Here is a 17,621-nt window from a genome sequence, read left to right on the forward strand (position 1 = left end):
GCTCGATAGCGTAGAGCTATGGCAAAAGAACGATATGCAAAGGGCAACAGGAAGACACGAATGGAAAGGATCGTGACCGTCGAAGCGTTCTATGACCGCGACCCGGACGTACTCTTCGGCGAAGCTCTGGATCTCGCGGAGCTGAAACGCGCGATGGAAGGACTGGCCACCTATGAGGGACTTCCCGATCGCCCCCTTGTCGAGGGCGACCGCTTCAAGACCACCGTTACCCTGTTCGGCTTTCTGAAGAACGACGATCATATCATGCAGGTGGAGGTGGTCGACCATCGGCGAAAAATGGTGCGTAGCCGCGAATCCAGCCCCTCATTTCAGCGTTGGGATCACACCCTCACCATCGAGCCGCACCGCCAGGGCGCCCTCTGGCGCGACCGGGTTATCGTCGACACGGGCTGGACAACGCCGATCAGCGCTCGGATCTGCCGTCATCTTTATCGCTATCGCCATAGGCGGCGGCAGGCTCTGCGGATCGACAGTTCAATCGAACGCGCCCCTTAAAGAAAGCTCTGCGGATCAATGTCGACCTGCACCTTCAAACTCCCGCGTGGCTTTGGTCCGGCAGCGATCATCTCGCGGATATAGCTCTGCAGATCGCTTCTGCGGTCGCCGTGGACGAGCAGGCGGAAACGGTAGCGCCCGCGGATCAGGGCAAGCGGCGCTTCGGCCGGTCCCAACACGTCGATCTCGTTGGATGCGGGTGCATTGGCGCGCAGCGCCCTCGCATGTTTCTCGGCATCCGCCTTGTCCTCGCCGGAAATGATGATCGCCGCGAGACGCCCGAACGGCGGCAGGCCGGCCCGTTGGCGCTCGCCGATCTCGCGTTCGTAGAATTGCTCCCGGTCGCCGGAAACAAGGGCGGCCATGACCGGATGCTCCGGCTGATACGTCTGGATAAGACCCAGAGACTTTTCGCCCGTGCGCCCGGCGCGGCCCGTCACCTGATGGAGAAGCTGAAAGGTACGTTCGGCGGCCCGCGGATCGCCATTGGTGAGGCCGATATCCGCATCGACAACGCCCACGACCGTCATTTTGGGAAAGTGGTGTCCCTTGGCCACGAGTTGCGTGCCGATGACGATATCGGCCTCTCCCTTTGCAATGGCATCGAGCTCCATACGAAGTCTTTTGGCCCCGCCCGGCATGTCCGACGACAGCATTACGGTGCGCGCCTCGGGAAAGTGATGCACCACTTCCTCGACCAGCCGTTCCACGCCCGGTCCGCACGCGGCCAGATGATCCAACGTACCGCAATGCGGACAGGCCTCTGGCACCGGCTCGGCATGGCCGCAATGATGGCACTGCATCTGCGCCCGGAAGCGGTGTTCGACCAGCCAGGCCGAACAGTTCGGGCACTGGAAACGGTGGCCACAAACCCGGCATAGGGTCAGCGGCGCATAGCCCCGCCGGTTGAGAAAGAGGAGCGCCTGTTCACCACGCTCGATCGCTCTTCCAACGGCCTTCAACAGAACCGGTGACAGAAAACCGCCCCGCGCCGGAGGATTTTTCCGCATGTCGACCGTGCGAAGGTCCGGCAGCGCAGCTTCGCCGAAGCGGCTTGCCAGCCGCACCGCTCCGTAGCGGCCAGAGGCCGCATTCACCCGGCTCTCGATGGATGGCGTCGCCGAAGCGAGCACGATGGGCAAATCCCCGAGATGAGCCCGGACGACCGCCATATCGCGCGCATTGTAAAAGACACGCTCATCCTGCTTGTAGGCCTGGTCGTGCTCCTCATCGATCACGATCAGCCCCAATTCCTTGAAAGGCAGGAAAAGCGCCGAACGTGCGCCGGCCACCACCTGCACACGCCCTTCCGCGACCTGTCGCCAGACCTTTTCGCGCATTTTCGGCGCCATGTCGGAATGCCATTCTGCCGGCCGCGCACCGAAACGGTCATGAAACCGCTCCAGAAAGCTGGCCGTGAGCGCAATCTCCGGCAGCAGGATAAGCGCCTGCTTCTTCTTTTCCAGCGCAGCCGCCACCGCCTCGAAATAGACTTCGGTCTTGCCGGACCCCGTCACGCCGTCGATCAGCGTGGCGGAAAATCCGTTTTTGGCGACAGCGTCCCGCAGCGTGGCCGCAGCCGCGGCCTGGTCCCCTGCCAGTTCCATACGACGCCTCCCGGTATCCGGCTCCGGGACAACGGGCGGCGGGGGAAGCATCACATTTTCGAACGTGCCAGCCTTGGCTAGCCCCTCGATTACCGAGTTTGAGACGCCCGCCGCGTGCGCAAGGCCGCTTTTGGTCCACGCACCCGGATTGTCCTCGACCAGTTCCAGAACACGCTTTCGCGCCGGCGTCAGCCTTTCGGGCTTCACATCGAGAACGGGTCTCAGGGCAGGCACCCAGGGTTCCGGGTCGAAGGCAGCCGGCACCCGCAACACCATGCGCGCCACCAGCCCCGGCGGCGTCAGCGTCCATGCTGCGACCCAATCGATGAAACGCCGCATCACGGCGTCGACTGGCGGGCAGTCGAAATCGCGCGTGATCGCCCGCAGTTTCGACGGATCGACAGCGCCCGCGTGGCCATTCTCATCCCAAACCAGACCGGGGACCTGGCGCGGGCCGACCGGCACCTGCACGATTGAACCGGGCTCAACGCTCATGCCTTCCGGCACCGCATAGCTATAGGGCCCCGGCACGGGAAGCGGCACCAGAACGGGAACCACCCGCGCCCCGCTCATTCGTTCAAGCTTTTTCGAATCACTCAGCATTGCCCCGTGACCTTTGCCGCTTTCCACGATATGGGGAACGGCAAATCCGCACGGAATACAAACGGGCGTCCGCCAGACCCCAAGGGAGCTGCTGCTATGAAATTTTTCGTCGATACCGCTGATGTGAACGAGATCCGCACGCTGAACGACCTCGGAATGCTGGATGGTGTGACCACCAACCCCTCCCTGATCGCCAAAGCCGGCCGCGACATCAAGGAAGTGACGAAAGAGATATGCGACATCGTCTCCGGTCCGGTCTCAGCCGAAGTGACTGCTCTCGATCATGAAACGATGATGAAGGAAGCCGATGTTCTGGCGAAGATCGCGGACAATATCGCCATCAAGGTGCCGCTTACCTTCGACGGTCTGAAGACCTGCAAGGCGCTGACCGACAACGGCCAGATGGTCAATGTGACGCTCTGCTTTTCCGCCACCCAGGCCCTGCTCGCCGCCAAGGCGGGCGCCACCTTCATCAGCCCCTTCATCGGCCGCCTCGACGATATGGGCATCAATGGAATGGAGCTGATCGGCGAAATCCGCACCATTTACGATAATTACGGCTTCGAGACCGAGATTCTCGCCGCCTCGATCCGCACGATCAACCACGTCAAGGAAGCTGCCATGATCGGCGCCGATGTATCGACCGTGCCGCCTTCGACACTGCATGCGCTCGTCAAGCACCCGCTGACCGACAAGGGTCTCGATGCCTTCACGGCCGACTGGAAGAAGACCGGCCAGAGCATTCTTTGACCGCGGCGCGTTCGGCGCTCTGGCAGGATGGGTGAGGCACCCAAACGCGCGCTTTTTGTCCTGCCCCACTTCGGCGGCGGCGGGGCAGAGAGGGCGATCACCCGTTATTCCAAGATTTTGCACGATGCTGGCTACGAGATCGTCGTTATCACGCTGTCGGACCGTAAGAATTTCGTCGTTCCGGACTTTATCCGGCATATCGTTCTGCCACAGATCGAGTCCGGTCTTTTTCAGCGTCGGAGAAGGGTCCAGGCGCTCTGGGACACCATCACCGAACTTGGCGGGCCGGAGAGTTTCTCCATCAAGGTCTCCTGCCTTCTGCCTGCCGACAAGGTCGTCGCCAGACTGCCCGAATGTGGGTTCATTTACCGCATTGCCGGCAATCATTTCACCGAGCTTCTCGAGGGCGGGCGGATTCGCCATTTGCCGAGACGCAGACGCATTCAGCGTCTCTATGGCGACAAGCCGCTACTCTGTGTATCCAGTGCGATGGAAGAGTCCGCGCGCCGCCTGTTCAAAAGAAGCGACCGCCAGATCCGTACGATCTACAATCCGTTCGACTTCGAGGCGATCCGGACTTTATCGACCCAGCCGGATCCGGACATTCCGGGCGAAGACTATATCATCCATGTGGGCCGCAGCGCCGAGCCGAAGCGCCACGACATTCTGCTGAGGGCTTACAAGGCGAGCGGCGTTGACCGCAAACTCGTTCTCCTTGGCAAGGTAAAGGATCATGTCAGGGATGATATCCGAGCCCTCGGGCTTGAAAACGATGTCATCTGCATACCCTACCGGGACAACCCCTACCCTCTGATCCGTGGCGCCGACGCACTTATTCTCTCGTCCGATCGCGAGGGCCTGCCGGGTGTTCTGATCGAGGCGCTTATCGTTGGAACATCCGTCGTGAGCACGGACTGTCCCTTCGGCCCATCGGAGATATTGCAGGGCGAGCAGCGCGCCTTTCTGGTTCCCAACAAGGATATTGATGCGCTCGCAAACGGAATCCGGCAGATTATCGCCGAACCGCCGCATCTTCGGGGCGATGAAATAGCCAAATTCAGAGACGATCGCTTTCTGACAGAGATAGTGAGTTTCGTCGGCGATCTCTCCTGAGGCGTCACCGAGTTCCGAGAGGGAGTATGAGTGGATCAGAAGAAATGACGGTTGCAGTCACGCTCTGCACCCGCAGGCGGCCCCAGATGCTGAAACGCTGTCTGGAGAGTCTTCTTCCCCAGTTGAGTTCCCGACCGGGGAACTCCGTTCTGGTGGTCGAGAACGATGATGCCGAAAAAGTCCGGCCTCTTGTTGAAGGAATCGCCGGCCAGTATCCGGATGTCGCAGTCCGATATCTGTTCGAGCCCCGTCTGGGCATCCCCCATGCGCGCAATTGCGCCCTCGAAAATGCGTTGGGGACGGATGTCGACTGGATCGGCTTTATCGATGACGACGAGACAATTGAACCGGGCTGGTATGACGCGATGGTATCAGCAGCCGCGGCGCTACCCGAAGCCGACGTGCTGAACGGTCCCGTGCTCTACAAGGCAAACGACCCCATGCCGCCGTGGAAACCGAAGCGACGAGCGAACGGCCGGCAGACGGGAGATGTCATCAAGGGCTTCGTCGCGACCAACAACACACTTCTCCGCCGTCAATGGATCGTTCAGAACGCCCCCGAGCTCCGCTTCGACGAGCGATTGAAATTCAGTGGCAGTGAGGACAAAGCGTTCTTCATGACGGCCACATCAATGGGCTGTAAGATACGCTATGTGGCCGAGGCTTGTGTTACAGAATGGGTCCTGAGCGATAGGCTGACACTCGAATGGCTTCTTGCCGACAAGTCGCGGGTGGCTTCAAACGACGTTATGCGCCATCGGCTTGCGCATGGCTGGGGGTCGGCCGCGTTCCGCTTCGGTCCGAAAGCTGCGGGCCTCTATGCGGAGGGTCTCTGGCACGGCATGCTTGGCACCGAAAAGAATGGCGTTAAGGGCCTCAAGGGAAAGATACGGCGCGCTCGGGCGGCCGGCTTCGCTCGCTCGCTATTCGGTCTTCCGGAAGAATTTTATAAGAACATCTCCGGTCACTAAGTTGGGCACCTCGTGATGAGGGCCGCCATGATGCGCACGGCGATTGAAAGACCATTTATCATCGTCAGGAGGTGCCGCCGCGCGCAAAGTTGTTTCGTGGCTAGAACAGAACAGTGCCGACGGCGTGCGGCAAGGAGTTGCGGTTGAAACTGATCCACTGGATATCGAAGCGCGGCAATTTCGGCGACGATCTCAACCCTTGGCTGTGGGATCGGATTTTGCCGGGCTGGCGTACGATCTCGCCCGAGACGATTTTCTTCGGTGTGGGTACGCTGCTCCATGAACGAAGGATGAGCGGCTTTCGGGTACAGAAAACACTGATTCTTGGATCAGGTGTTGGTTACGGCGACGTTCCCACCATACCTCCGAATTTGAATTGGGACATTCGAGCGCTGCGCGGCCCTGTAAGCGCTTCGCTGCTCGGGCTGGATGAGTCTCTCGGCATGATCGACCCTGCCTATTTGATAGGCGATTTTGACGAATATCGGTTACAACGGTCTCGTCAGAGAAACGTGTGCTTTGTTCCTCATTATTCGACGATCCAGGACTACGGCTTGGAGGATCAGTTCGCAGCGAGCGATATACGTTTGGTCAGCCCTTCCGACGATTTCTTGAATGTTATTGAAAACATATATAGCGCATCACTTGTCGTGACCGAATCTCTTCACGGAGCGATAGTAGCTGATTGTTTTTCAATACCATGGATTCCGGTGCAGATACATGAGCGATTCAATGCATCGAAATGGAATGACTTCACATCATATTGCGAAGAAAAGAATATCATTAAGTTCGAGACCTTTATTCGTCATCTTCCGCGACGTTTAGGGCCTGTCTCAACACGGAAATTTCGACATCGCGCCATTGTCGGACATGAAAGAAGATTGATCCGACCTTTCATAGAAGAATGTGCGAAACTCGACGGACGATTGGCTGAGAGAAAAGTGATAGACGAAAAAAAGAGACGATTTGAAGAAACCGTCAGAAAAGTGAAATTGGATTACAGAATTAATTGACATGGTTGATGGTCGCCAAACCCGCCCTGTCCGTCTGGCCAGGCTGAAGAAAATCACGAAGAAAGCCCCGACACTTGATCCTCGCCGCCCTCTGGCCCGTCTTTGCCCTGATTGCCATCGGCTTCGTCCTGCGCCGCGCCGGTTTTCCCGATCCGGCATTCTGGCCGGCAGCCGAGAAATTGAACTACTTCATTCTTTTTCCGGCCCTTTTGATCCGGAGCCTTTCGCGCGCGCCTCTGGATGATCCGGCCATTTTGAGCCTCGGCGGTGCCATTCTAGCCGTCATCGTGATCGTGACGGTGCTACTGGCCGGAATGTCTCGCCTGAGGGGATGGGAGGCCAGCCGGCACGGCCCGCTTCTTCAGGGATTGATCCGGTTCAACACCTATCTCGGCCTCGCCGTGGTGGGATCGATAGGCGGCGCGGATGCCGTGGCCCGCGCCGCCGTTCTCCTCGCCATCGCGGTGCCGACCGTCAATATTTTCTCGGTTCTCGCCCTGGCGGGTGGGCGTGACGTCGGACTGGCCATGCTTCTTCGCCCGGTCCTCTCAAACCCGCTCATCATAGCGTGCATTATCGGCATCGTGCTCTCCCTCACGGGAATAGGGCTACCGCCCGGCAGTGCGGAGATCATAGGATTTCTGGCGCAGGCAAGCCTGCCGCTCGGCCTGCTTTGCGTCGGGGCTGCCTTGAAGCCCAGCATGGCACGGGGGGAATCGGCCACCCTTCTGACCAATTGCGCAGGCCGGCTGCTGGCGATGCCGTGCCTGGCCTTTGTGATCGGCTACCTCTGGGGGCTCGGCCAGACGGAGATGCTCGTTCTGATCACCTTTACCGCCATCCCGACCGCGCCGACGGCCTATGTTCTGACCACGCAGATGAAAGGTGATGGCCCGCTCATGGCCGGTCTCACGACAGCGCAGACCGCGCTCGCGGCGCTGACGCTGCCGCTGGTTCTCTATATGATTCAGTGACGGCAAGCGCCTGGGCAGACTTGTTTTACTTTACGACGATCTGAGGCGCCACATAAGTCTTCAGCTTGCCATTGATCGCCAATACAACAATGCGCGCCAGTTCGCGGGCTGCATCCTCCTCGGCATCTTCCTGGGCTGCCCGAAGGGCATAGAGCTGCGTCGACCGGTCATACTGCGCGAAAGCCCGCCGTCGACCGGAAGTGATGACCTCATCGGTTTCGACATTGACGAGTTCGTAGTTCGCCCGCAGTTCGACTTGCCCGGCAAAGGTGCGGTTGATTTCGCCATCGGCCACCGGTGCGGTGTTCGAGACCCGGTTTTTCCTCTCCAGCACGATATCGAGGCGGAACGGAGCGCCGACAGGCTGGCTTCGACCACCATTGATGAGGAAGACCAGTTCGTCGCGCAGCATGAAGGCAGGGCGATCGGGACCGGAAACGTCAGCGACCTCGATCGGCAGACGATTCATCGTCGCACTGCCCGACGTTCCATAGAGCGGCTGAACCGAGCATGCGGCAAGTGTCAGAAGCGCACAGATTCCGGCCAGTCTGGAAAGAACGGAGCTCGCGCGATCAGACAACCACATTGACGATTCTCCCCGGCACCACGATCACCTTCTTCGGCGCGCCACCATCCAGCATCTTCTGAACGGCGTCGAGACCCAAGGCGGCCGCTTCCACGTCCGCCTTGTCCGCATTTTTGGCGACTGTGACATCCGCGCGCTTTTTGCCGTTCACCTGAACCGGCAGCGTGATGGTATCATCCTCGATCAGCGCTTCATCGTAATCGGGCCAGTCGGTTTCGGCCACCATCGTGTCATGGCCCAGCATCTGCCAGCACTCTTCGGCCAGATGCGGCATCATGGGCGCGAGCATGGCGATGAGCTTGTCCGCCGCATCGGCAAGGGCCGCGACGGTCGGCTCGTCCGCCTCACCCTTGGCCGCTGCCTGCAGCGGATTCGACAGAATATTGACCAGTTCGTAGAGACGAGCGACAGCCTTGTTGAAGGCGAGCTTCTCGATATCCTCGCCGACAGCCTTCACGGTGCGGTGCGTCGCCTTGGAGATCGCGGCGGCGTCTCCCTCATTGGCGGCCGCTCCGGCCACCGGCTTAAGCACCGGGGCCGCTTCCGACAGGAGGCGCCAGACGCGCTGCACAAAGCGATGCGCGCCTTCCACGCCGCCTTCGGTCCAGATGACGTCGCGCTCCGGCGGGCTGTCCGAAAGCATGAAAAAGCGCGCCGTATCGGCACCATATGACGCCAGTATCTCGTCAGGATCCACCACGTTCTTCTTCGACTTCGACATCTTCTCGATGCCGCCGATGGTTACTTCCTCGCCAGAAGACAGGAGAACGGCCCGGCGTTGCTCCGCCTCGCCCTCGATGCGCACCTCTGCGGGCGTCACATATCCGCCGGCCGACTTGTACGTCTCGTGCACGACCATGCCCTGCGTGAAAAGGCCCCTGAAGGGCTCCTTCAGATCGAGATGGCCCGTCAATTTCATGGCGCGCGTGAAGAAGCGCGAATAGAGCAGATGCAGGATCGCGTGCTCGATCCCGCCAATATACTGGTCGACAGGCAGCCAGCGATTGGCCACATCGGGTTCGGTCGGTGCATCGGCATGCGGCGCGGTGAAACGGGCGAAATACCACGATGAGTCCACGAACGTATCCATCGTGTCGGTTTCGCGCTGAGCCGGCCCGCCGCATTTCGGGCAGGCGACCGCGCGCCATGTCGCATGACGGTCAAGCGGGTTGCCCGGCTTGTCGAAAGAAACGTCGTCCGGAAGTTTGACCGGCAGATCTTCCTTCTTCAGCGCCACCGTGCCGCAGCTCTCGCAATGGACGACCGGGATCGGGCAGCCCCAATAGCGCTGGCGCGAAATGCCCCAGTCGCGCAGCCGGAACTGGGTCTTCGCTTCGCCCCAGCCCTTCTCGACATAGAGCGCAAGCGTCTTCTCCATCGCCTGCTCGCAACTCTGCACCGTTCCAGGCTCGCCGTGCCAATGCACATAGCGAACCGTTTCGGTTTTCGCTGGCGTGTACGCTTCTGTTCCGATCTCGAAATCATCCGCCTCGACCGGTTGAAAGACGATCGTGACCGGCAGGTCATATTTGCGCGCAAAATCAAGATCGCGCTGATCGTGCGCAGGGCAGCCGATAACGGCGCCCGTGCCGTAATCCATCAGGACGAAATTGGCGATCCAGAGCGGAAGCGTGAAATTCGGATCGGCAGGATGGGTGACGCGAAGACCGGTATCGTAGCCGAGTTTTTCTGCTGTCTCGATCGCTTCCGCCGATGTTCCGATCTGGCGGCATTTCGCAGTGAAGGCCGCCACCTTCGGATCGTCCTGCTCCATTGCTTTTGCCAGCGGATGGTCGGGCGAGATCGCGGCGAAGGTCGGTCCCCACATCGTATCCGCGCGAGTGGTGAAAACAGGCAGGCTTGGAAACCCGTAGGGCGAATCCGGCAGACCGAATTCGAACGACAGCCCCTCGGACTTGCCAATCCAGTTCTTCTGCATCGTCCGGACTTTTTCGGGCCAGTTGGGCAATTCATCGAGCGACGCCAGCAGGTCGTCCGAGAAATCGGAAATCTTGAAGAACCACTGCACCAGTTCGCGCTGTTCGACCTCGGCGCCCGAGCGCCAGCCCTTGCCGTCGATCACCTGTTCGTTGGCCAGAACCGTCATGTCGACCGGGTCCCAGTTGACCCGGCTTTTCTTGCGGGTGACGAGCCCGGCTTCCAGCATGTCGAGGAACAGCATCTGCTGGCGATGGTAGTAATCGACGTCACAGGTTGCGAATTCGCGGGACCAGTCTAGCGACAGGCCCATGCTTTTCAGCTGGCTGCGCATCGTGTCGATATTGGCGTAGGTCCACGTTCCCGGATGTGTCTTGTTGGCCATGGCCGCGTTTTCCGCCGGCATGCCGAACGCATCCCACCCCATCGGATGAAGCACTGCAAACCCTTTGGCCCGCTTGTAGCGCGCCACGACATCACCCATCGTGTAGTTGCGCACATGGCCCATATGGATGCGGCCGGAGGGATAGGGAAACATCTCCAGCACGTAGTAGGTTTCGCGCGGATCGTTCTTGTCGGTCTCGAAGAGCTTGTTCTCGTCCCAGGCGGTCTGCCATTTCGGCTCGACGGTACGGGGATTGTAGCGCTCGGTTGCCATGGTCAGGGCTTTTCTATCTGTTCATTGCGGGCGGATAATCGGCGGATGCTTGACCATGCTTTGCGAAAAGGGTCAACCGCCGCGTCAAGGTTGAGCGGAAGGAAGCGCAATGGACGGCAGTCTGGAAAATTTCAACGAGGTTGTACGCTCCATCCAGCAGGCGGCAGAAGAAGCTGGCCGCCCCGCCTCCGATATCACGCTGATTGCCGTATCGAAAACGCATGATGCGGACACCATCCGCCCGGTGGTCGAAGCTGGCCAGCGCGTCTTCGGCGAAAACCGGGTGCAGGAAGCGCAGGGCAAATGGCCAGCACTTCGCCAGGACTACCCCGACATCGAACTGCACCTGATCGGACCGCTGCAAAGCAACAAGGCTGCCGACGCCGTTGCCTTGTTCGACGTCATCGAGACCGTCGACCGCGAAAAGATCGCCAGGGAACTGGCGAAGGAGATCGAAAAACAGGGCAAGGCCCCTCGCCTGCTCGTGCAGGTCAATACGGGCAAGGAAGAGCAGAAAGCCGGCATCATGCCTGAGGATGCAGTCGCCTTTGTCGCCCGATGTCGCGATGAGTACGGGCTGGTGATCGACGGGCTGATGTGCATCCCGCCCGTCGATGAAAATCCCGGCCCGCATTTCGCCCTTCTGGAAAAGCTGGCAGGAGAAGCCGGCGTCTCGACGCTTTCCATGGGCATGAGCTCCGACTACCAGACCGCGATCGCATTCGGCGCGACCCATATCCGCGTAGGCTCCGCCATCTTCGGCGCGCGGGACGACGGACAGAAATAATCCCCTGCGGTTTGTGGTGAACCGCAACACGCGGATAAGAAGGCCGTCGACCTTTTTTCAGCGCCCGCACGATATTTCCCAAATCACTTTCCCCCTTGACCAAGATTGGGCGCACAGCTACAGCCATAATTGTTATGTTATAACATAACTATTGAATGGAGCGTAGGAATGAATAGCAATTCATGGAAACACACGGCACTCGTGGCCATCGCGGCACTGCTTCTTGGCGGACCGGCGCAGGCGGAAGACAGGAAAGGCGATAACTCGTCAGCCCATGCGCATGGCCACTCCCATAGCGACGCTGAGCCGAAGAACGATATTGGCAAAGGCTATTTCGAAGACAGCCAGATCAAGGACCGGACACTGGCCGACTGGCAGGGCGACTGGCAGTCCGTATACCCCTATCTGCAGGCCGGCACGCTTGACCCCGTCATGGCGCACAAGGCCGAGGCGGGCGAGAAGACCGCCTATGAATACAAAGCCTATTACGAGACCGGGTACCGGACGGATGTGAACCGCATCGTGATCGATGGCGACAGCTTCACCTTCTATAAGGATGGAGAGACGTTGGCGGGCCGATATGCCGATGATGGCCACGAGACCCTGACCTACAAGAAGGGCAATCGCGGTGTGCGATACATCTTCAAGAAGGTCTCGGGCGACGATGGCGCTCCCCGGTTCGTCCAGTTCAGCGACCACGCCATCGCGCCGGTCGATGCCGGTCACTTCCATCTCTACTGGGGCGACGACCGAGCCGCTCTGCTGGAAGAAGTGACCAACTGGCCGACCTACTATCCCGCCTCATTAAGCGGCGCACAGATCGTCGACGAGATGATGGCGCATTGATCGGGCCCTGACTGCATTTGGCGATGCAACGGCTGGCGGCTTCACAGAACTGCCAGTCGTTTCTCATGGCTCATTCAATAGCGGCTGAGACACATTCCACGCCTCACTTGTCGTGCGAGCGACCGGCACTCACCGAATGTCGAATTGGAGAGTCCTTCCGTCCGCGCTAAGTGTGGTGCCGGAAAGAGGGCGCCATGCGCCTGTCAGATCATGCGTGGCGGCCCCCGCCACCGCATATGGAGGGAGGATGAATCATGAGTGACGTACAATTGCATCCGGTTCAGGACGCGTGGAAGGAGCGCGCACTGATCGACAAGGCCCAGTACGATGAAATGTACAAGCGGTCGATCGACGATCCGGAGGGTTTCTGGAAAGAGCACATGCAGCGGCTCGACTGGATCAAGGAACCCACCCGGATCAAGGCGGTCAATTTCGAATATCCCGACATTTCGATCAAATGGTTCGAGGATGGCGAACTGAACGTCAGTGCCAATTGCATCGACCGCCATTTAAAGGACAAGGGCGAGCAGACGGCGATCATCTGGGAGGCCGACAGCCCCGACGATGAAGCGCAGCATATCAGCTACCAACAGCTTCACGCTCATGTCTGCAAATTCGCAAATGTGCTGAAGGAGATGGGCGTCTCCAAGGGTGATCGGGTCGTGATCTATCTGCCGATGATCCCGCAGGCCGCCTATGCGATGCTGGCCTGTGCACGGATCGGCGCGGTTCACTCCATCGTTTTCGCGGGCTTTTCGCCCGATGCCCTCGCCGACCGCATCAACGATTGCGACGCGAAAGTCCTCATTACGGCCGATCATGCGCCGCGCGGCGGCAAGAAGACGCCGCTCAAGGCCAATGCCGACAAGGCTCTGAAGAAATGCGGCGATGACGTCAAATGCCTCACCGTCAAGCGTGTCGGCGATGATGTCGACATGCAGGACGGGCGCGATTTCTGGCTGCACGAAATGGAAGAGACGGTCGGAAACGACTGCGATCCCGTGGCGATGAATGCCGAGGATCCGCTCTTCATCCTCTACACATCCGGCTCGACCGGAAAGCCGAAGGGCGTCGTCCATACGTCGGGCGGCTATCTGGTCTGGACCTCGATGACCCATGAGCTGGTCTTCGATTATCATCCCGGCGACATCTACTGGTGCGGCGCCGATATCGGCTGGGTCACCGGCCACAGCTACATCGTCTACGGCCCGCTTGCGAACGGCGCGACGACGCTGATGTTCGAGGGCGTGCCGACCTATCCGGACGCGTCACGCTTCTGGAAGGTGATCGAAAAGCACAAGGTCAACCAGTTCTATACGGCGCCGACTGCCATTCGCGCGCTGATGGGCAAAGGCGACAGCTTCGTCGAGGGTCATGACCTGTCTTCGTTGAAAGTGCTTGGCACCGTGGGCGAGCCCATCAATCCTGAAGCCTGGGAGTGGTATTTCCACAAAATCGGCAAGGGCAAGACGCCGATTGTCGACACATGGTGGCAGACCGAGACCGGCGGCCATCTCATCACCCCGCTTCCAGGCGCGACCGACCTGAAACCCGGCTCGGCCACCAATCCGTTCTTTGGCGTCAAACCGGTCATGCTGGAGGCGGAAAGCGGCAAGGTGATCGAAGCGACGGAAGCGGAGGGCGTCCTTGCCATTGCCGATAGCTGGCCGGGGCAGATGCGGACTGTCTATGGCGATCACGAGCGCTTCGCCAACACCTATTTCCAGCAATATCAGGGCTATTACTTCTCCGGCGACGGCGCGCGCCGCGATGCCGATGGCTATTACTGGATCACCGGACGTGTCGATGACGTCATCAACGTCTCCGGCCACCGCATGGGCACGGCCGAGGTCGAAAGCGCCCTTGTCTCCCACCCCAAGGTCTCAGAGGCAGCGGTTGTCGGTTACCCGCACGATGTGAAGGGTCAGGGCATCTACTGCTATGTGACCCTGATGGCCGGAGAGGAGCCCTCGGAGGAACTGCGCAACGAACTTCGCAACCATGTTCGCGAGGAGATCGGGCCGATCGCCTCACCCGATCTGATCCAGTTCGCGCCGGGTCTGCCGAAAACCCGGTCGGGCAAGATCATGCGCCGCATCCTGCGCAAGATCGCCGAGGACCAGTATGACAGTCTGGGCGACACCTCGACCCTGGCCGAACCGGAGGTAGTCGACGATCTGATCGTCAACCACAAAGACCTCAAGGGCTGACCGGTCACACCTATGAAATAAAGGAGGCGGGCTACGGCCCGCCTTTCTTTTGTCTGCCAACGGATCGATCAGGCGGCACGGCGTTTGAGGTTTCGCCCGCCCATACGACCCGTCAGCCGCAATCCGTCCCGCATATTAAGGCTGAGCAGTGCGATATTAAGAGCGCCTGCCAGCAATTCGATGGCTTGAACCGCATAGAAGACAGCGTCCAGCTGACCACCTCCCGCTTTCCACGCCAGAAAAAACGCCGAGGGCACGAGAACCAGGACGCCATTCGGCGCGATGATGCGCATTCGTTTCACTTTGGCATGGGCCAGCCCGAATGTATTCAGTGCCCGCCCCGATCCACCGGCCACGGCAAGGGCGGGAATCAACACGAGAAATCCCCAGGGTATCGCCTCCTTGACGAATACGGTCATCTCCGTCGATCCGAACAGCTCGACAAAGACGGTGGAGAGCCAGAAAGTGAGAATCGTCAGCAATGCCAGAGTGCCAGCGATCGGATGGACAATGCGGGTCATAACGACTACCTCATTAAATAGCTTGCTATCTATAATATTTAATAGCGTGCTATTCAATAAGAAAGAGACGCATGTTCGATAAGAGATTTTCCGCAGGCTATCTCGCGAACCACATGGCGCGCCTTTTCTTTCATGCGCTGCAACGCAATATCGCGGCACTGGATCTGGCCCCGGCGCAGTTCATGACCCTTCTCGAACTATGGGAAGAAGACGGTCTGACGCAGGCCGAGCTGGTCGAACGCCTCGATGTCGAACAGGCGACGATGGCCAACACGCTCAAAAGGATGGAACGTGACGGCCTGATTGAGCGAAAGCCCCATCCTGTCGATCGCCGATCACGGAAAAACTGCCTCACGGAACGCGGTCGGAACCTGCAAAAGCCGGCCACCGAAGCAGCGACCTCTGTCAATGAGATTGCCCTTCAGGGATTGAACCCTTGGGAGCGCACCGCCCTGATCGAACTCATGCGCAACACGATCTCCAATCTGCAGAAAGCGGAGCGATTTTGAGCGCCCGCTATCCCGAAACGCCCGATGGCCGCTATTTCGTCGCCAAAGGCCGGCTGTGGCGAAAGAGCGATCCATCGCTTTCCGATAATGAACGTCAGGATACCGTAGACGATTTGATGGCGGCGCGCCGTGAGGTTCGCGATGCACCGGACGACGAATCCAGAAAGGCCGCCCGGAGACGCGTCGACGCCGCAAAAAAGCGCCTTGGCGAGCGCGGGCCGGTCTGGTGGACCGATGGCGCACCGGACGAGACGCGCAAGGCGCCCTGGAACACCCGCTACGCCGATTGGTGGGCCGGCCTCGGCGACGAAGAGAAAGCGCGTGGAAATCCGGACTAGTGACGGAAGTGGCGCATGCCCGTCATCACCATGGCGATCCCGTGCTCATCCGCCGCGGCGATCACCTCATCGTCGCGCATTGAACCGCCCGGCTGGATCACCGCCGTCGCACCAGCTTCCACCGCTGAAAGCAGGCCGTCCGCAAAGGGGAAGAAGGCGTCGGAAGCCACGACGGAGCCTTTCGACAAGGGTTCGGAGATACCTGCTGCTTCGGCAGCATCGGCGCTTTTGCGCGCTGCGATACGGGCGCTGTCGACACGGCTCATCTGTCCAGCGCCAACGCCGACGGTCGCGCCTTCCTTGACGTAGACGATGGCATTGCTCTTCACATGCTTGGCGACCCGGAAGGCGAAACGCAGATCGGCCATCTCCTGATCGCTGGGCGCGCGCTTGGTCACAACCTTCAGATCGAGATCGTCGATCCGACCGAAATCGCGATCCTGCACGAGAAGGCCGCCGGCAACGCTCTTGACGGTCGCGCCCCGCGCCGCCGGGTCGGGCAGTCCGCCCGTCAGCAGCAGCCGCAGGTTCTTCTTGGCAGCGATAATCGCCTTGGCTTCATCGCTGGCATCCGGCGCAATGATAACCTCCGTGAAGACCTTGACGATCTCCTCGGCCGCTTCCGCATCCAGTGCGCGGTTGAGAGCGACGATCCCGCCGAATGCCGAAACCGGATCGCAGCGGAGAGCCTTGCGGTACGCATCGACGAGCGACGCGCCCTCGGCGACGCCGCAGGGGTTGGCGTGCTTGATGATGGCGACGGCGGCCGTCCGCTCCGGATCGAATTCGGCCGCCAGTTCGAAGGCGGCGTCGGTATCGTTGATATTGTTGTAGGACAGCGTCTTGCCCTGCACCTGCGTCGCGGTCGCGACGCCAGGCCGATTCGTGCCATCGGTGTAGAAGCCGGCGCTCTGATGCGGGTTTTCCCCATAACGCATCACCGCCGCCAGCTTACCGCCAAAAGCACGGTAATCCGGCGCTTCGACATCCAGCGTTTCGGCGAACCAGTTCGAGATGGCGGCATCATAGGCGGCCGTGCGGGCAAAGGCTTTCGCGGAAAGCCGCTGGCGGAACGCATAATTGGTCCCGCCATCGTTTTCAGCGATCTGCGCCAGAAGCGGCGCATAATCGGACGGGTCTACGATCGTCGCGACATAGGCGTGATTTTTCGCCGAGGCGCGCACCATGGCAGGCCCGCCAATATCGATATTTTCGACGGTCAGTGCGTATTCACCACCCGCGGCGCGCACCTCTTCGAACGGGTAGAGATTGATGACCGCCAGATCGATGGCGCCGATGTCATGCTCTTCCATCGCGGCCTTGTGGTCGGCATCGTCGCGGATCGACAGAAGGCCGCCATGGACTTTCGGATGAAGTGTCTTGACGCGTCCATCCATGATCTCGGGAAAGCCGGTAATGTCTGACACGTCCTTGACGGCCAACCCGGCTTCGCGGATCGCCTTCGCAGTGCCGCCGGTCGAAAGCAGCTCCACGTCGCGTTCGGCCAGGGCGCGCGCCAGATCGATAAGACCGGTCTTGTCGGAAACGGAGAGGAGTGCGCGCCGGATCGTGATGCGGTCGGGCGGAGTGATGGATTTTGCGGCAACGGCCATGGATCGGATCCTGTCTCGGGGAGCATCCGCCCTCTGTCGGGCGGTCATGGGAGTTAGCAGGCCCCTAG

The 17,621-nt window shown here is 60.0% G+C and carries 16 protein-coding genes; 11 read left to right on the plus strand and 5 right to left on the minus strand.

From position 1 onward, the window contains the following. Positions 1–60 precede the first annotated feature (60 nt). Complete coding sequence (locus D8780_RS12675; RefSeq protein WP_121645927.1) at positions 61–516, plus strand: hypothetical protein; 456 nt, start codon at positions 61–63, stop codon at positions 514–516. Here the strand turns inward: D8780_RS12675 and D8780_RS12680 are convergent. Then, positions 513–2,726, minus strand: a complete 2,214-nt coding sequence (locus D8780_RS12680) for a primosomal protein N' (RefSeq protein WP_121645928.1) — start codon at positions 2,724–2,726, stop codon at positions 513–515. The two genes, D8780_RS12675 and D8780_RS12680, sit on opposite strands and share 4 nt — an antisense overlap. Positions 2,727–2,822: 96 nt before the next feature. Here D8780_RS12680 and fsa point away from each other — a divergent pair, with 96 nt between their 5' ends. From fsa to D8780_RS12705, 5 genes are all read left to right on the plus strand, one after another. Further along, positions 2,823–3,476 carry a fructose-6-phosphate aldolase gene (gene fsa, locus D8780_RS12685; RefSeq protein ID WP_121645929.1) on the plus strand — a complete coding sequence of 218 codons (654 nt, stop codon included), beginning with the start codon at positions 2,823–2,825 and terminating at the stop codon, positions 3,474–3,476. 27 nt (positions 3,477–3,503) lie between these two features. Then, on the plus strand, positions 3,504–4,589 hold the full coding sequence (locus D8780_RS12690; protein WP_121645930.1) for a glycosyltransferase: 1,086 nt from the start codon (positions 3,504–3,506) through the stop codon (positions 4,587–4,589). A 44-nt stretch (positions 4,590–4,633) separates the two neighbouring features. Continuing rightward, on the plus strand, positions 4,634–5,560 hold the full coding sequence (locus D8780_RS12695) for a glycosyltransferase family 2 protein (RefSeq protein WP_158598506.1): 927 nt from the start codon (positions 4,634–4,636) through the stop codon (positions 5,558–5,560). Between the two features lie 143 nt (positions 5,561–5,703). Then, positions 5,704–6,573: a polysaccharide pyruvyl transferase family protein gene (locus tag D8780_RS12700; protein ID WP_121645932.1), complete on the plus strand. Its 870-nt coding sequence runs from the start codon at positions 5,704–5,706 to the stop codon at positions 6,571–6,573. A gap of 74 nt (positions 6,574–6,647) precedes the next feature. After that, complete coding sequence (locus D8780_RS12705) at positions 6,648–7,547, plus strand: AEC family transporter (RefSeq protein ID WP_121645933.1); 900 nt, start codon at positions 6,648–6,650, stop codon at positions 7,545–7,547. A gap of 25 nt (positions 7,548–7,572) precedes the next feature. On the opposite strand, the gene lptE is transcribed toward D8780_RS12705, so the two are convergent. Next, positions 7,573–8,133 (minus strand): LPS assembly lipoprotein LptE, encoded by a 561-nt coding sequence (gene lptE, locus D8780_RS12710; protein WP_121645934.1) that lies wholly within the window; start codon positions 8,131–8,133, stop codon positions 7,573–7,575. After that, positions 8,120–10,729 (minus strand): leucine--tRNA ligase, encoded by a 2,610-nt coding sequence (leuS, locus tag D8780_RS12715; protein ID WP_121645935.1) that lies wholly within the window; start codon positions 10,727–10,729, stop codon positions 8,120–8,122. Before leuS ends, lptE begins: the two co-directional genes overlap by 14 nt. Before the next feature lie 109 nt (positions 10,730–10,838). Between leuS and D8780_RS12720 the strand changes: the two genes are divergently transcribed. The 3 genes from D8780_RS12720 (at position 10,839) to acs (ending at position 14,572) form a co-directional block, all read left to right on the plus strand. Continuing rightward, entirely contained in the window at positions 10,839–11,516 is a 678-nt protein-coding gene (locus D8780_RS12720) for a YggS family pyridoxal phosphate-dependent enzyme (protein ID WP_121645936.1), read from the plus strand. Between the two features lie 168 nt (positions 11,517–11,684). Continuing rightward, positions 11,685–12,362: a ZinT family metal-binding protein gene (locus D8780_RS12725; RefSeq protein ID WP_121645937.1), complete on the plus strand. Its 678-nt coding sequence runs from the start codon at positions 11,685–11,687 to the stop codon at positions 12,360–12,362. Between the two features lie 254 nt (positions 12,363–12,616). Further along, complete coding sequence (acs, locus tag D8780_RS12730) at positions 12,617–14,572, plus strand: acetate--CoA ligase (protein WP_121645938.1); 1,956 nt, start codon at positions 12,617–12,619, stop codon at positions 14,570–14,572. Between the two features lie 68 nt (positions 14,573–14,640). On the opposite strand, the gene D8780_RS12735 is transcribed toward acs, so the two are convergent. Further along, the gene (locus D8780_RS12735; protein ID WP_121645939.1) at positions 14,641–15,093 is read right to left on the minus strand and encodes a hypothetical protein; all 453 of its coding nucleotides are present in this window, start codon (positions 15,091–15,093) and stop codon (positions 14,641–14,643) included. A 71-nt stretch (positions 15,094–15,164) separates the two neighbouring features. On the opposite strand from D8780_RS12735, the gene D8780_RS12740 reads away from it, so the two are divergent. Both D8780_RS12740 and D8780_RS12745 read left to right on the plus strand, forming a co-directional pair. Further along, a complete protein-coding gene (locus D8780_RS12740) occupies positions 15,165–15,602 on the plus strand; it encodes a MarR family winged helix-turn-helix transcriptional regulator (RefSeq protein ID WP_121645940.1) in 438 nt (145 codons plus the stop codon). Continuing rightward, on the plus strand, positions 15,596–15,940 hold the full coding sequence (locus D8780_RS12745) for a hypothetical protein (protein WP_199699649.1): 345 nt from the start codon (positions 15,596–15,598) through the stop codon (positions 15,938–15,940). Before D8780_RS12740 ends, D8780_RS12745 begins: the two co-directional genes overlap by 7 nt. Here D8780_RS12745 and purH read toward each other — a convergent pair. Then, positions 15,937–17,553 carry a bifunctional phosphoribosylaminoimidazolecarboxamide formyltransferase/IMP cyclohydrolase gene (gene purH / locus D8780_RS12750; RefSeq protein ID WP_121645942.1) on the minus strand — a complete coding sequence of 539 codons (1,617 nt, stop codon included), beginning with the start codon at positions 17,551–17,553 and terminating at the stop codon, positions 15,937–15,939. The genes D8780_RS12745 and purH overlap by 4 nt on opposite strands. Positions 17,554–17,621 lie beyond the last annotated feature (68 nt).

Origin of the sequence: Notoacmeibacter ruber, from assembly GCF_003668555.1 — a bacterium.
Taxonomy (GTDB): domain Bacteria; phylum Pseudomonadota; class Alphaproteobacteria; order Rhizobiales; family Rhizobiaceae; genus Notoacmeibacter; species Notoacmeibacter ruber.

What these genes read in the sequence shown, in the direction of transcription:
- purH (WP_121645942.1), bottom strand. Translation starts at nt 17,553, where the DNA reads ATGGCCGTTGCCGCAAAATCCATCACTCCGCCCGACCGCATCACGATC.
- D8780_RS12740 (WP_121645940.1), top strand. Translation starts at nt 15,165, where the DNA reads ATGTTCGATAAGAGATTTTCCGCAGGCTATCTCGCGAACCACATGGCG.
- D8780_RS12690 (WP_121645930.1), top strand. Translation starts at nt 3,504, where the DNA reads ATGGGTGAGGCACCCAAACGCGCGCTTTTTGTCCTGCCCCACTTCGGC.
- D8780_RS12695 (WP_158598506.1), top strand. Translation starts at nt 4,634, where the DNA reads ATGACGGTTGCAGTCACGCTCTGCACCCGCAGGCGGCCCCAGATGCTG.
- lptE (WP_121645934.1), bottom strand. Translation starts at nt 8,133, where the DNA reads ATGTGGTTGTCTGATCGCGCGAGCTCCGTTCTTTCCAGACTGGCCGGA.
- D8780_RS12680 (WP_121645928.1), bottom strand. Translation starts at nt 2,726, where the DNA reads ATGCTGAGTGATTCGAAAAAGCTTGAACGAATGAGCGGGGCGCGGGTG.
- D8780_RS12725 (WP_121645937.1), top strand. Translation starts at nt 11,685, where the DNA reads ATGAATAGCAATTCATGGAAACACACGGCACTCGTGGCCATCGCGGCA.
- fsa (WP_121645929.1), top strand. Translation starts at nt 2,823, where the DNA reads ATGAAATTTTTCGTCGATACCGCTGATGTGAACGAGATCCGCACGCTG.
- D8780_RS12735 (WP_121645939.1), bottom strand. Translation starts at nt 15,093, where the DNA reads ATGACCCGCATTGTCCATCCGATCGCTGGCACTCTGGCATTGCTGACG.
- leuS (WP_121645935.1), bottom strand. Translation starts at nt 10,729, where the DNA reads ATGGCAACCGAGCGCTACAATCCCCGTACCGTCGAGCCGAAATGGCAG.
- D8780_RS12675 (WP_121645927.1), top strand. Translation starts at nt 61, where the DNA reads ATGGAAAGGATCGTGACCGTCGAAGCGTTCTATGACCGCGACCCGGAC.
- acs (WP_121645938.1), top strand. Translation starts at nt 12,617, where the DNA reads ATGAGTGACGTACAATTGCATCCGGTTCAGGACGCGTGGAAGGAGCGC.
- D8780_RS12720 (WP_121645936.1), top strand. Translation starts at nt 10,839, where the DNA reads ATGGACGGCAGTCTGGAAAATTTCAACGAGGTTGTACGCTCCATCCAG.